17 protein-coding genes and 1 other annotated feature are annotated in these 14,207 nt (G+C 39.7%); of the genes, 2 read left to right on the top strand and 15 right to left on the bottom strand.

Translation table 11 applies throughout. The annotated features are described in order from the left end of the window. Positions 1–3: 3 nt before the first annotated feature. Positions 4–588, bottom strand: coding sequence for a TetR/AcrR family transcriptional regulator (locus M3600_RS05075; RefSeq protein WP_251644864.1), 585 nt, complete (start codon positions 586–588; stop codon positions 4–6). Between the two features lie 84 nt (positions 589–672). Here M3600_RS05075 and M3600_RS05070 point away from each other — a divergent pair, with 84 nt between their 5' ends. Further along, positions 673–1,212, top strand: coding sequence for a hypothetical protein (locus tag M3600_RS05070; protein ID WP_237941790.1), 540 nt, complete (start codon positions 673–675; stop codon positions 1,210–1,212). 31 nt (positions 1,213–1,243) lie between these two features. Here the strand turns inward: M3600_RS05070 and M3600_RS05065 are convergent, their stop codons facing one another. After that, on the bottom strand, positions 1,244–2,302 hold the full coding sequence (locus M3600_RS05065; RefSeq protein ID WP_233317564.1) for a M42 family metallopeptidase: 1,059 nt from the start codon (positions 2,300–2,302) through the stop codon (positions 1,244–1,246). 264 nt (positions 2,303–2,566) lie between these two features. Between M3600_RS05065 and M3600_RS05060 the strand changes: the two genes are divergently transcribed. Next, positions 2,567–2,920 (top strand): sigma-w pathway protein ysdB, encoded by a 354-nt coding sequence (locus M3600_RS05060; RefSeq protein ID WP_251644863.1) that lies wholly within the window; start codon positions 2,567–2,569, stop codon positions 2,918–2,920. Positions 2,921–2,936: 16 nt separating this feature from the next. Here the strand turns inward: M3600_RS05060 and M3600_RS05055 are convergent, their stop codons facing one another. The 13 genes from M3600_RS05055 to mutM form a co-directional block, all read right to left on the bottom strand. Next, a complete protein-coding gene (locus M3600_RS05055; protein WP_233317490.1) occupies positions 2,937–3,536 on the bottom strand; it encodes a TVP38/TMEM64 family protein in 600 nt (199 codons plus the stop codon). Between the two features lie 63 nt (positions 3,537–3,599). Then, complete coding sequence (locus M3600_RS05050) at positions 3,600–3,875, bottom strand: DUF1294 domain-containing protein (RefSeq protein WP_233317488.1); 276 nt, start codon at positions 3,873–3,875, stop codon at positions 3,600–3,602. 78 nt (positions 3,876–3,953) lie between these two features. After that, entirely contained in the window at positions 3,954–4,310 is a 357-nt protein-coding gene (gene rplT / locus M3600_RS05045; RefSeq protein ID WP_127737091.1) for a 50S ribosomal protein L20, read from the bottom strand. 26 nt (positions 4,311–4,336) lie between these two features. Continuing rightward, positions 4,337–4,537: a 50S ribosomal protein L35 gene (gene rpmI / locus M3600_RS05040; protein ID WP_101175729.1), complete on the bottom strand. Its 201-nt coding sequence runs from the start codon at positions 4,535–4,537 to the stop codon at positions 4,337–4,339. A 17-nt stretch (positions 4,538–4,554) separates the two neighbouring features. After that, on the bottom strand, positions 4,555–5,058 hold the full coding sequence (gene infC / locus M3600_RS05035; RefSeq protein WP_233317485.1) for a translation initiation factor IF-3: 504 nt from the start codon (positions 5,056–5,058) through the stop codon (positions 4,555–4,557). A 151-nt stretch (positions 5,059–5,209) separates the two neighbouring features. Next, positions 5,210–5,348 (bottom strand) — a sequence feature (ribosomal protein L20 leader region). 170 nt (positions 5,349–5,518) lie between these two features. Then, entirely contained in the window at positions 5,519–7,450 is a 1,932-nt protein-coding gene (gene thrS / locus M3600_RS05030; protein ID WP_251644862.1) for a threonine--tRNA ligase, read from the bottom strand. 412 nt (positions 7,451–7,862) lie between these two features. Beyond that, the gene (gene ytxC, locus M3600_RS05025) at positions 7,863–8,717 is read right to left on the bottom strand and encodes a putative sporulation protein YtxC (protein ID WP_233317481.1); all 855 of its coding nucleotides are present in this window, start codon (positions 8,715–8,717) and stop codon (positions 7,863–7,865) included. A 131-nt stretch (positions 8,718–8,848) separates the two neighbouring features. Continuing rightward, entirely contained in the window at positions 8,849–9,778 is a 930-nt protein-coding gene (gene dnaI, locus M3600_RS05020; RefSeq protein WP_251644861.1) for a primosomal protein DnaI, read from the bottom strand. Positions 9,779–9,791: 13 nt separating this feature from the next. Beyond that, positions 9,792–11,204, bottom strand: a complete 1,413-nt coding sequence (locus M3600_RS05015; protein ID WP_233317477.1) for a replication initiation and membrane attachment family protein — start codon at positions 11,202–11,204, stop codon at positions 9,792–9,794. A gap of 156 nt (positions 11,205–11,360) precedes the next feature. After that, positions 11,361–11,816 (bottom strand): transcriptional regulator NrdR, encoded by a 456-nt coding sequence (nrdR, locus tag M3600_RS05010; RefSeq protein WP_233317475.1) that lies wholly within the window; start codon positions 11,814–11,816, stop codon positions 11,361–11,363. A gap of 211 nt (positions 11,817–12,027) precedes the next feature. Then, complete coding sequence (gene coaE, locus M3600_RS05005; protein WP_233317465.1) at positions 12,028–12,627, bottom strand: dephospho-CoA kinase; 600 nt, start codon at positions 12,625–12,627, stop codon at positions 12,028–12,030. 34 nt (positions 12,628–12,661) lie between these two features. After that, the gene (ytaF, locus tag M3600_RS05000; protein WP_233317463.1) at positions 12,662–13,297 is read right to left on the bottom strand and encodes a sporulation membrane protein YtaF; all 636 of its coding nucleotides are present in this window, start codon (positions 13,295–13,297) and stop codon (positions 12,662–12,664) included. Between the two features lie 79 nt (positions 13,298–13,376). After that, positions 13,377–14,201: a DNA-formamidopyrimidine glycosylase gene (mutM, locus tag M3600_RS04995; protein WP_233317461.1), complete on the bottom strand. Its 825-nt coding sequence runs from the start codon at positions 14,199–14,201 to the stop codon at positions 13,377–13,379. Between the last annotated feature and the right edge of the window lie 6 nt (positions 14,202–14,207).

Here is a 14,207-nt window from a genome sequence, read left to right as displayed (position 1 = left end):
TTATCATTTGCATAATGTCTCGATATGGAGACGAACAGTTTGTTTCATTTCTTCACTCGTAATCACACCGAGTAAGCAATGGAAAGCAAGACCATCAATTAAGGCAAATAGACGCCTTCCTTCCGCTTCTGCAGAAAGCTCCTGCTTCGTGCTGCCGCTTACGATAAGACCTTCTACACATCTTCTTATTCCATGCTGCATTTCTTTTAACACTTCATTACGCTGCTCCACAAGCAATGGATCAGAAATCGACTTTTTCGTAAACTCAAAATAAACCTCCATTTCTTCTTGTTTCTCTTGATTTAACGGAAGCAGCTCGTACAAAATGGTGCAAACATCCTCGACTGGTTCCCCTGTCAGCGAAACGGCTGAGATTCTCTCCTTCACCCTTTCAGATGCTAAATTCATCGAGAATTGAAGCAATTCTGTTTGCGTTTTAAAGTAATAGCGGAGTGCGCCGACTGACAGGCCTGCTTCTTCTGCAATATTTCTGACAGAAGCTTTGTCCATGCCAACCTTTCTGATAACACTCCATGTTGCTTTTGCGATTTTTTCTTTTTGTAAAGTATGATTAACAATTTTAGGCATACCAATAGTATAACTCTATTGCTTTTTTAATACAACTGTGCTAATTTGTATTTAATACAGTTGTATTAAAAAAGGAGTGTTTCCATGATTGGCATCCTGATTATCATTTGCGAAATTTCTTTTTGGTTATTTGTATTGCTAGGATTGTTTAGCCGTTATGTTCTTGGAAAAAACAAGGTAGGTGCAGCATTGCTGCTTGCAACACCAATTATTGATTTACTGTTAGTTATCTTTACTATTGCAGATATAAACAAAGGCAGCGAAATAACGGTTTTCCATGGGCTGGCAGCCGTTTATCTTGGCGTCACCATCGCCTTCGGACACAGTATGATCAAGTGGATGGATGCCCATTTCAGCTACCGGTTTGCTGCAGGAGAAAAGCCTGTAAAAAAATATGGACGGGCGCATGCTAAACAAGAAATTACTGGCTGGCTCCGCCACCTTGTGGCTTTTGCAATTGGTGCTGCATTGCTTTATATGATGACAATATTTATTCCAAAAGAAGATGCAAATACCTTGCTTCGTCTTATCCAAATCTGGTCTGTCGTCCTTGGGATTGATTTCCTCATTAGTTTCAGCTATTGCCTTTGGCCAAAGAAGCAGCGTACGGATGTGTCGAAATAAAAAGAGACCATTTCTGGTCTCTTAAAAACGGTTATTTAAATGTCAATTCCTTCACAGTATCACTGTCCAGCTTTTTAATTACCTCGATTATCAGCTTAACGGCATTTTCATAATCATCACGATGAAGCATTGCTGCATGTGAATGAATATAGCGTGTCGCAATTGTAATAGACAATGCCGGTACTCCATTATGTGTAAGATGGATAGCACCAGAATCTGTTCCGCCGCCAGGCACACTGTCGAATTGATATGGAATATTATTAGCATCTGCTGTATCTGTTACTAAATCTCTTAAGCCTTTATGAGAAACCATGCTTGCATCATAAAGAATAATTTGCGGACCTTTGCCCATTTTGCTCAGCGCTTCTTTTTCTGTTACTCCCGGTGTATCTCCCGCAATACCCACATCTACACCAAAGGCAATATCAGGCTGAATTTTTTGCGCTGCTGTTCTCGCACCGCGCAGACCAACTTCCTCCTGCACTGTTCCAACACCATATACAGTATTAGGATGTTCCGTATTTTTTAAGCCTTTTAAGACATCGATGGCAATCGCACAGCCAATGCGGTTATCCCAAGCTTTAGCAAGCAGCATCTTTTCATTGTTCATTACCGTGAATTCAAAATACGGTACGACCATATCGCCAGGTTTTACTCCCCATTCAAGCACTTCTTCTTTAGAAGCAGCACCGATATCAATAAACATATCTTTGATTTCAACAGGCTTTTTCCGTGCTTCTGGAGAGAGGATATGTGGCGGCTTTGAACCGATTACGCCAGTGATATCACCTTTGCTTGTCACGATTGTTACTCGCTGTGCAAGCATTACTTGTGACCACCAGCCTCCTACTGTCTGAAAGTATAAAAAGCCTTTATCATCAATTCTTGTAATCATGAAGCCAACTTCATCCAAGTGGCCAGCTACCATGATTTTCGGTCCGCCTTCTTTGCCTGTTTTTTTAGCAATAAGACTTCCTAAATTATCAGTAGTCACTTCATCTGCATATTCTGTTATGTATTTTTTCATTACTTCCCGTGGTTCTCTTTCATTTCCCGGTATACCTTTAGCGTCTGTCAGCTCTTTAAGCATCGTCAATGTTTCATCTAGCTTCACGTTACTTCGACTCCCTTATATTAATCATTCAAATCATTCTTATTATACTAATAAATTAAAATTCTTCCTAGCAATTTGTTGGCCTTCCTATAGGGTTCTCTAATAGTATGTTGGAAATCCACTATTTTAAAAGCATAATCTGCACTTTTTTATATTTTTTTTCATAAAATTGAAACCTTATATGTTTTCACACGTATAGAATTAGCTAAAGTTTTATCAAAAGATTTGGAGGCTTTTTATATGATGTGGCTATTGCGCTTGCTGTTATTGGCACTTATCATCTTTATCGTTTATCGCATCCTTTCATATGCTGCAAGTCCTGTACGCAGGCTTGAGTTTGCCAAGAGAAGAAACAAGTTTTATATGATTGATGACAAAAAAAATATTAGAATAAACTTGGTTTTCACCTACAACGGCTTTTTATTCGAAGGGGAAAAATATGTAAATCCAAATGATCAGAAAACGGTGAGCAGTATTCTATTATGGCCTGCTGAACCATATGACACTAAACTGCTTGACGGAGATGTATACTTTCTCGAAGAAACACTGAAAGCTGTTTACCCAAATGCAAAGATAAGTTGGAAAAAGTCCTAAAATAAAAAACAAAAAGCTAAAACGAGTGTTTAGCTTTTTTTTCTTGTTTCTTATCTTTAAAAAATTCATGCCATTTTATAATAGTCATTTTCTCTCTCAATACATACACTAATACAGCTAAAGCAAACAGAATGACAATAATCATCGTCGGTGAAAACTGACTGATGAACTGGCCGAAAATCGTATAGAAAAATGCCAGCGGTATATTAGTCATTAACGAAAATTTCATATAATCCTTGAAATTCTTCGTACGTTCAAGCAAACAAAAATTCAATAAATGATAATGGATAAAAGGAATCAGCCTTAATACGGCCACCTGCCCAGTCGTTAGATTGCGATATTCTCCAAACCACTTTTTCTTCAAACCGCTAAGTCGTTGACGTGTTTTAGGCATTCTGTTGATAACAAGAAAGAAAAACAGGCAATTCACTGTCAGTCCTATGACCGAATAAATCGTACCGAATGTTACGCCAAAAAGCACTCCTCCAGCAATACATACAAGCATTGGCGGAATAAATAACACTTGCCTTAACGTATGGAAGAGAATAAACGCAATAGGTGCAAGCACCCCGCCTAATTCTACCATGACAAATAGCATTGATAATTGGTCTTCCATTCTATCACCTTCAATTGTAAGAGAATCATGCTGTTAGTAAAGTGTATAGCCAAACCTTCAAATTTATGCTAATTCCTTTAATATAAAAATAAAAGCTATTGTTTCGACAACAGCTAGCAGCGGCAATCCTACTTTAAAAGCAGCATGCTTTGTTTTATGGCGAAATTGCTTCATTCCCGCAGTCATTCCTAATGCACCGAAAAAGACGGCTATTGTCCACAAGTTTTGTTCACTTATACGATAAGCATGTCTTCTTGCTCTGTCTTTATCTATTTTCATCACAAGATACCCAGAAAGATTAATAAGAAGCCAATACAGACAAACGATTTTAATAGTCATTGCCCCTCTCCCTTTCCTTAAATCTATATAAATAAAAAGAAGGCATGAACCATGCCTTCTTTGTTAAGCTTAAAAAGCTTATTTAATGTTTTGTTTAGCAACAGTTGCTAATTCAGCAAATGCTTTTTCATCGCTTACAGCAAGCTCAGCAAGCATTTTGCGGTTTACTTCGATACCAGCAACTTTCAATCCGTGCATTAAACGGCTGTAAGAAAGACCGTTGATGCGTGCTGCTGCGTTGATACGAGTAATCCAAAGTTTGCGGAAGTCGCGTTTTTTCTGACGACGATCGCGGTATGCATACATTAGGGATTTCATAACCTGTTGGTTAGCAACTTTGTATAATGTATGTTTTGAACCGAAATAACCTTTAGCTAATTTAAGAACTTTTTTACGACGTTTGCGTGTAACTGTACCGCCTTTAACACGTGGCATATTATTTCCCTCCTATTTAGAAAAAATTACTTAATGTTGTCTAATAAATGACGAATGCGTTTGTAATCTCCTGAAGATACTAAAGAACCTTTACGAAGCTTACGTTTTTGTTTTGTAGATTTGTTAGCGAATAAATGGCTTGTGTAAGCATGTGAACGTTTTAATTTACCAGAGCCGGTTTTTTTGAAACGTTTTGCTGCTCCACGGTGAGTTTTCATTTTTGGCATTTCGTATTCCTCCTCGTTTACTTGTCGTTTTTAGGCGCTAAAGTCATGAACATGCTTCGGCCGTCCATTTTAGGATGTGATTCCACAGTGGCAACTTCTGTACAAGCTTCCGCAAAGCGAACTAGTACACGTTGACCGATTTCCTTATGTGTAATGGCACGTCCTTTAAAACGGATGGATGCCTTTACTTTATCGCCCTTTTCCAGGAACTTTATTGCATTGCGAAGCTTTGTATTAAAGTCATGCTCATCAATAGTCGGACTAAGGCGAACCTCTTTGATATTAATGATTTTTTGATTTTTACGTGCTTCTTTTTCCTTCTTTTGCTGTTCAAACTTATATTTCCCGTAGTCCATGATACGAGCTACTGGTGGTTTGGCATTTGGAGCAACAAGAACTACATCAAGATTCACACGTGTTGCAATTTCAAGAGCTTCAAATTTCGTTTTAATGCCAAGCTGTTCACCGTTTTGGTCAATAAGACGAACTTCTCGAGCACGAATACCTTCATTTAAAATCATATCTTTGCTAATAGTTAAACACCTCCAAGGTTAATTGACGAATACAACGTTCGGGTCAAGACCTTATCAAGAAAAGCTTCGCGTCCTTTTCTGTGCTAAGTACCAATTGACACTTGACTCCCCAGTTGAAATCGCAAATTTGGATTTGCATCCAAAATAAAAAGTGTGGGCGACTCAAATCACCCACACTTACGATAACCATAGTAAGACCTAAATTGTTTACGTAATACCTGTTAACTACTTGGAATCCGTGTCAATCAGGTGAGAAGCGGGTGCTTCTTCTTTTCCTCAGAACTTTATATTCAATTTACCTTAGTAACTATATCACAGTCGAAATGGATAAGTCAACGAAAGAATTATCACAACGAAAAAAATTTTATCAAAGTTCTTGCGTTATTGCAATACTTTTTGCATAATTTCCTGTTTTTTCGGTACATCACCGTTTTTTGGAAAGTACTTTTTATTTTTTCACTTCGTCCAAAAGACCTTGCAGGAAGGAATCGAAAGGAATAGTTTCAGACTTCTGCTCTCCGTATTTACGAACATTGACTGCATTTTCTTCCACTTCCTTGTCACCTACAACAAGCATATAAGGGATTTTTTGCATTTGTGCTTCCCTGATTTTGTAACCAATTTTTTCATCACGCTCATCAAGCTCCACACGGAACCCTTGATTTTGAAGCTGCTCTTGCACTTGCTTCGCATAATCAAAATGAACAGAAGGAGATACTGGAATCACTTGAACTTGTACAGGAGCAAGCCATGTTGGGAATGCACCTTTGTATTCTTCAATCAAGAATGCGATGAATCTTTCCATTGTCGATACAACACCTCTGTGGATAACAACAGGACGGTGTTGTTTGCCGTCTTCGCCGACATATGTTAAATCAAAGCGCTCTGGCAATAAGAAGTCAAGCTGAACAGTAGACAAAGTCTCGTCTTTGCCAAGAGCAGTCTTAACCTGAACGTCAAGCTTCGGTCCATAGAATGCTGCTTCTCCTTCAGCTTCGTAGTAATCCAAGCCAAGATCATCCATCGCTTCTTTCAACATGCTTTGTGCTTTGTTCCACATTTCATCATCGTCGAAATATTTCTCTGTATCCTGCGGATCACGATAAGACAAACGGAAAGAATAATCTGTCAGATTGAAGTCTTTGTACACATCCAGCACAAGGTTTACAACGCGTTTGAATTCATCCTTAATTTGATCAGGACGGACAAAGATATGAGCATCATTCAAAGTCATCCCGCGGACACGCTGAAGTCCAGATAGGGCTCCAGACATTTCGTAGCGGTGCATTGTTCCAAGCTCGGCAATACGAATAGGAAGCTCTCTGTAGCTGTGAATATCATTTTTGTACACAACCATATGATGCGGGCAGTTCATCGGACGAAGAACTAGCTGCTCATTATCCATATCCATTACAGGGAACATATCCTCTTGGTAATGATCCCAGTGGCCGGAAGTCTTATAAAGATCAACACTACCCATGATTGGTGTATAGACATGCTGATAGCCTAATCTTTCTTCTTTATCGACAATGTATCTTTCCAAAATTCGTCTGATTGTTGCACCTTTAGGAAGCCATAATGGCAGGCCTTGTCCAACTTTTTGAGAAGTCATGAACAGATCAAGCTCTTTTCCGATTTTACGGTGATCTCTTTCCTTCGCTTCTTCCAATAGACGAAGATGCTCATTAAGATCTGCTTTCTTGAAGAAGGCAGTTCCATAAATACGCTGAAGCATTTTATTGTCACTATTGCCTCTCCAGTAAGCTCCTGCAATGTTCAATAGTTTGAATTCTTTCAGTTTACCTGTAGAAGGCACATGCACACCGCGGCAAAGGTCAATAAATTCACCTTGCTCATACAATGTAACTGTCTCATTTGCCGGAATTGCTTCAATCAGCTCCAGCTTGTACTCATCATCCATTTCTGTAAAGAGCTTAACTGCATCATCGCGGCTTACTTCTTTACGAACGATCTCCAAGTTCTCATTAATGATTTTAGACATTTCCTTTTCAATTAAAGGCAAATCTTCTGGTGTAAGTGATTTGTCCAAGTCGATATCATAATAAAAACCACCTTCAATAACAGGACCTACTCCAAGCTTTACATTACCATGCAGCCTTTTAATAGCTTGTGCCATCAAGTGGGCAGTACTGTGGCGAAGAATCTCCAATGCCTCTTCTCTCTCAGGTGTAATGATTTCAAAAGAAGCATCCTCAAGGATTGGTCTTCTTAAGTCATATAATCCACCGTTAACTTTACCGGCAAGAGCTTTTTTCTTTAGTCCAGGGCTGATGGATGCTGCGATATCTTCAGTAGTTGTGCCTGCAGCAAACTCCTTTACTGCTCCATCTGGAAATGTAATTTTTATCATTTCTGACATGATATTTCCTCCTTCGTTATACTTGTTTATCTTTTCATGTTAAAGGACCAGAACGCAAAAAAACCCGTCCCTATAGAAAGGGACGAGTTATGTTTATATAATTCGTGGTTCCACCCTAATTCCCGCTCATCCCACTATGGGCATAAACGGCTTTAGTTAAGCAGATAACGGCTGCGGTCCGCCAAACCAATAATAAGGGGGTTTCCCTGTTCCTGGCTGAAGTTTAAAGGTGGTAAGCAATTCTCATCGTGTTAGGAAGCTCCCAGCTAATGCTTCCCTCTCTTAAAACCGTACAAGAAAACTATTGTCCTTATCATAACATGTATTCGATATAGTTATTTTATGTACGTTATTATATGCTTTATGTTTTATAATTGCAAGTAGCCGCGATTCATTTTTTTCTCAATAGTTATTAGAATGTGTGCGGTGTTCCTTGAAAAAATTCCTCCTTGTCCAGAACGCTGACTCTCTCTTCAAAGATGTTCATGATAGTGCGAACGATTGGCTGCTCGCGGTCTTCTGTGTACAGGTGAATCGTTTTTGGCGCAAGGGATAGAAGCGGACCGATTGAAAATGGATCAATATAGACAGATTGATAGGCAAACATCTTGCTGTCGAGTATTTTCATTAAATCCTGCTGAGAGAGTTCCCGATATTCTGAATCATAAAATTGAATTTCTAAGTCGACAAGCACATGAATCGTCTGGACCTTAGGTTTACGTTCTGCAAGAAAGTCCCTTAACGTCTGAATGAACACTTGATACTCCTGTTCCATCTTATATTCATCAATGGCGATTTCCACATAGCCATGCAGCTTTTGGGTATAGTCCTGCAGCCGGAATGTCACAAAGCTATCGAAAGAAAAAGAAAGATTTTCTTTCAGCAGGTCACCAATGGCATGATCGAGACACTCGTGTAAATGAAGCTTGCCAAGCAGGCTTGCTAAATCCTTTCTTTCTTTTTCAAGCAGACTGTGGAGAATCTCAAGAATATGGCGCTGCTCCGCTTCATCTGTATAATAGTATTGCTCTGTCAATACTTGCCTTGCCCACTCCTCTGATTTGTAGTGAAGAATAAACTCCCCTAAAACCATTTTAAGTGTTTGGATAAACAAATTATTTTGCTCAGCACTCCAGCTGAACTTCAAGCGAAATTCCTGTTCTTCTTGAATGGAACTGATGCCCCAATTCGGATATTTATGTTTAAGATTGATCAGCCTAAGCAATTTTTCTCCATCGCCTTTTTTTTGAAAAATGACTTCAATCAATCGTAACCCCCCTTTGTGAAAAAAATCCTTGTTAGAATGTATATGGGGAAACACAAAAAAATAGAAGTGGTGACGATAATCTTCACAAGAAAAAGGCAGGCTCAAATGTTTTAAGCCTGCCTTCATAAAGGTTATTTACGCTTATTTTCGCCTCTCAGATGAACTGGTTCTGCCAAGTATCTGATTCTTTCCATTACCCGCATCGCCTTCATTTTCTCTTCTTCACCGCGCTGTGAATAAGTGAGATGGTATTCTAAACCTGCAAAATCAAAGTTCGAGCTGAATAATGTCGGCAGATTTTCTAGCATTCTAAACTGCAAAATTGGTCCTAAAACTTCATCCCGTATCCAGCTTGACATCGTCTCTGCCCCAATATCATCAAGCATCAGGACTGGTTCTCTTTTAATGCTCTCAATTTTGTCATTTAATGAGTTATCAGCAATAGAACTCTTCATTTCCCTGAATAGTTCCGGCACATACACAATCATGGAAGAAACCTGCATTTGCGAAAGCTCATTAGCAATTGCGCCAAGCATATAGGATTTTCCTACACCAAACTCACCAAAGAAATACAGACCTTTCTGCCGAATTCCAGGTTCGTATTGTTTTACGAAATTAATTGCTGCCCTAACCGCCTGAGCACGCTCTTGGCCTATGTCCAGATTGTTGAATGATGCCTTGAGAATATCCTTAGGCACATGCAAGCTCCGAATAAGCTTTTCCTTTTTCTTTTGGCTGTCTTCCATTATCTTGCGCGGGCAGACATCATATTGAATGTCGATAGCTCCTCTGTTAATTACCAGCTTCGGATGATATCCCTGCATCATGTTAATGCACTCACCTAAACTAGGACAGCTTCGGCACTCTTTGCTTTGGTTTGCATACTCATACAGCTTCATCATGCCTGTTTCCAGCATACGCGGGGTGATAAAATCCTCCTGCTCTTCTAGGAATGATTTAACATCAGGGTGATTCAGCACCTGCTCCTTCATAGCCTTATACCTCTCTTGAAAGCCGCCGTTTGCTCCAAGCTTACGAAGAGTATCATTAATGCTTTCCATATTCGTTCACCACCTATTTCCTTAAGTTTTTTATTTCCTCTTCTAATTCTTTTAGAACGTCGTTATCTACATTCTCCGTATTTGCTTTTTCCGGGGCATCCACTTTTGCATCAGCGGTTTTGTCCACTCCAAACCATTCCGGAATTTTCTCTTTCCGAATGACTTTCCTCGCTGCTTTATTATTGCTGGTTGTATTTTTTCCATTTGCCCAATCTGAATACTGCTGATGCTCTCGTTTAGCGAGCTCCATCGCAGCCTTAACAGTTTGGATTTTCTTTCTCACCCATTGGCCAGCGATTTTTTCTACGTAGCCCTTCGTCAGCTTCATATCTGTTTTCAGCATGACATAATGTATCAAAACGTTAATGACACCAGGAGGGAGCTTTTGGGAAAACATAATTTCTTCAATAATTTGAAGGTCTGCTTTTGAGGGTTCCGCTCCGCCTCCAATATCTTTCAAGAACTGCCTTGGTGAAGTATTATCGAGATAATAAAGGAATTCTTCTTCTTTTGATTTTGGGGCTTCTGTCTGTGTCTGCCACTGAACTGGCTGCGTTCTGTCCACTAACAGCGGATATTTTCCTCCATGCTGAAATTGATACCAGTCTCTTGCGGCTATTCTCAGCTCTTCTATATCAATTTCATCGTTTGGATTAATGGCACTCATCACGATATTCTTCATTTCAATCGGATTAATTCCATACAAAAAGGATAATGTTTGAATGGCTTCCTTTACCTTAGTTGTTATCGCCTTTTTGGAAAGGAAGGATTCATTCAATCCTGCAAGAAGAAGATCAAAATCAAAATCGTTGTTCTCGATTTTAATGCTTTTCTGCTCTCTTTTGCCGATAAGGATGGTTTCCTCATCTAACATCTCGCCGCCTTCCCATTCATATGTCGATCGAACGACACTGGAATGATCAGACATGAATACATCCTGAAACGCCTTCGTGACCGGCTTGTACTCTTTCTCATCAAGCTTGCGTTCTTCTGCAAAGAAGTTCTTCAGCCTGTTATATTGGGCTTTCCCTATTTTTCGAAAAAGATAAACATTTAGTATGCCATCAAGAAAAAACTGTTCAGGTGTTAATGGCGGCTGTAACTCATAAATGAAGGAGCGATTTTCTCCTTCCTTTTTCATATATGTCTTAAGAAGTCCGATTCCTTCCAGCTTTGATCTTGCAGCATATATTTCCTTCAAGCCGCAATCCATAAAGTTCATGAGGCTGTGATGGGAATGATCAGTTGACCATAGACGGTTTTCCTCTACCTCTCCCCATAAGGTCATATACAGGCCAAGACAGGATGTCCCGATAAGCGGCTGATACAAAAAGGTGATTACCTTCCGGTCATACTCACTTAATAGTCCGTTTGTCGATACTTGATATCTGTCGATTGGAAGCAAGTCCTGCCAATGCTGTGACATAACCGTCACTCCTTTGCTATTATTGCTTAAAAAGGTTGTAAAGACTTAGCAGGTTAGAGCCTAAAACAAAGTCAAAAAAGAGCCAAAGAATCCTTCAGCTCCTTTTTCATTTTCAAGTGACCGCTCGAAGTGTCACCTGTGCAGCACCGGTTTGCCTTAATTCTTTTTTATCAGCTCTTTCAGTTCCTCTATAAAAACATTTATATCTTTAAATTGACGGTAAACAGATGCAAAGCGGACATATGCCACTTCATCGACTTCCGCCAAACGATCCATGACCATTTCACCGATGTCTTCACTATTAATCTCCGAAACGGCGTTGCTTCTAAGTTCCTTTTCAATTTCTGCCGTAATGTCTTCTAGCTGCTTTAAAGCAACAGGCCTTTTTTCGCATGCCCTAATGAGACCACGCAGAATCTTGTCACGGCTGAACTCTTCTCGAGTTCCTTCTTTTTTCACAACGATCAACGGTATTTCTTCTACTTTTTCGAAAGTAGTAAAGCGGTAACCGCACTCTTCGCATTCTCTTCTTCTGCGGATTGAGCGGCTGTCATCAACAGGTCGTGAATCAAGAACACGGTTATTATTATGTTGACATGAAGGACATCTCATCTATATCAGCTCCGAATTCATTGTTCGCAATGTATTGATTCCCATTAATATTATCTTATAAAAAAGTGCTAGTTTGTACAAGTGATAGAATGAATTAATTATTTCCTGCTTAAAACTTTATGTCCATTTTTTATGGAAACAATGGAAAATGCAGCATATTTCTTCATGAAAAACTGCCCCATTAAAGCTATGGGGCATCGTAACACATTTTTTAAAGGACCTTCCAGTCATGCAAAATCTGAAGAGCTTGAGCTTGGGAATCTTCAACAGTTCCATTATTGTCGATTATTCTATCTGCCAGCACTCGCTTCTCTTCTAAAGGCATTTGCGCTGCAACTCTTAATTGTGCCTGTTCAAGGCTTAGAGCGTTTCTGTCCATCAGCCGCTGTATTTGAGTATCTTTTTCCACATAGACAAGGACTGTTTTCTCAACTGTGGCATCCAGCTTATTTTCAAACAGTAAAGGTATATCAAGAATTACTGCCGGGCTGCCTGCTTTAACGGCCTCCTCTTGCTTGGCGTTCATTCGGTTTCTTACCTCTGGATGTACAATTCCATTAAGCACAGCCCGCTGTTTTTCATCGCTGAAGACGATTTCGCCGAGCCTAGCCCGATTTAGACTGCCGTCTTCGAGCAAAATTCCAGAGCCAAAATGGGCAACGATTTCACGGTATGCCGGCTCCCCCTTTTCTACAGCTAAACGGGCTTCAACATCAGCATCAATAACGACTAAGCCCAGAGAGCTGAAATAGTTGGATATGGTGCTTTTACCGCTGGCGATGCCGCCTGTCAAGCCTATAATTAAAGTCATTTGTTCTCCTGCCTTTTATTCAATGGTTTCTTTTTTACAGCTTAAAAATACCAATAATAATTAAAATAATTCCTGGGATAAAGGAGAATTTCTCCATATAGCTTTTTTTAGACAGCATTCGTCCGCCAAACATTCCTAACGAAACAAAGGATGTACTCATAATGATGACAGCAAGTGTCAAAAAGAATGGAGAGAATCCTAGCATGGATGCTCCTATTCCTGCCCCAAATGCATCTAATGACAGCGCAAACCCAAGGACTATTGCCTCAACTCCTGTTATAGTTCCAGAGTTGTCAAAATCAGCTGACATCGGTTTTCTTAAAATGTTAATCACAATTCCCAATGACTTAATTTCAAAATTCACCAAGTTTTTTTCTGTGGTAATAATTTCTCTTTCTTTATCCGGCCGAAAAAACTGATATAAGATCCAGATTCCTAAAATAATAAGAATTCCGCCGCCGATTTGTTCGGCAAAATCAGAAGAGAACACTTGTGCAATAACATGGCCTAACAGCATCGAAAGCAGCAGTGTGAATCCAGAACAGCAGGCAATGATGAAAATGGATTTAAAAGGAATCTTCATCTTTCGTAAACCATAAGTGAACCCGACACTGAAATTATCAATACTGACAGCAAGCGCTAATAGGATAAGAGAAAGTACTTGTGACATTTTAAAAAAGCTCCTTCCTAACGGATAGTAATATACTATATGGAAGGAGCCCATCCAATGTTAATGCTAATACTGGCTGCTATTTTTGACAATGCGGACAAAAAACAGTCCCTCTGCCTCCAACAATGATTCTTTCTAATTCGGAGCCGCATTTTTTGCAAGCTTCCCCTTTTCTGCCGTAAACAAAAAGTTCAAGCTGGAACATTCCGATTTGCCCTTGTGTATTAACATAAGAGCGTATCGTGCTTCCGCCTTTTTCCACCGCTTCTGACAATGTCGCTATAATTTCTCTGTACAGAGTCTCTGCTTCTAGATCATTGATCGTGCTCGCAATTCGTTCTGGATGAATGCCGCTGCGGAACAATGCCTCATCTACATAAATATTTCCGAGTCCAACGACAATCTTTTGATCAAGCAAGGCTGTTTTGATGCTTCTTGTCGTGCGTCCAAGCCTTTCCTTGAAGTTCCCGATTGTAAATTCAGAGTCAAAAGGCTCCGGACCAAGCTGGGAAAGGGGAAGGGTATGGTGCTCCTCTCCTTTTTTAAATAGATGCATCGTTCCGAATTTGCGGACATCCTTATATCGCAACTGTGAGTCGTCTTCAAAATAAAAAATTACATGTGTATGCTTGTCAACAGGATCGTCCTTTTGGAACAACCCGTACCGTCCTTCCATCCGCAAATGAGAGACAATTGTAAAATCAGTTGTTTCAATGAGAAGGAACTTGCCTCTCCGTTTAATATCTTCAATCCTTTGTCCAACAAGAGCATCGGAAAACTCCTCGACATTTTCCGGTCTTTTTATCATCTTCGCCCACGATACAGCAACCTCTTTGATTACCTTATGCTGTGTGAGCTCCTTTAACGTCCGTCTGACTGTTTCTACTTCTGGTAATTCAGGCAACTTCAT

This window comes from Niallia sp. MER 6 (assembly GCF_023714395.1).
Taxonomy (GTDB): Bacteria; Bacillota; Bacilli; order Bacillales; family Cytobacillaceae; genus Niallia.
This window is presented reverse-complemented; position numbering and strand designations above follow the sequence as displayed.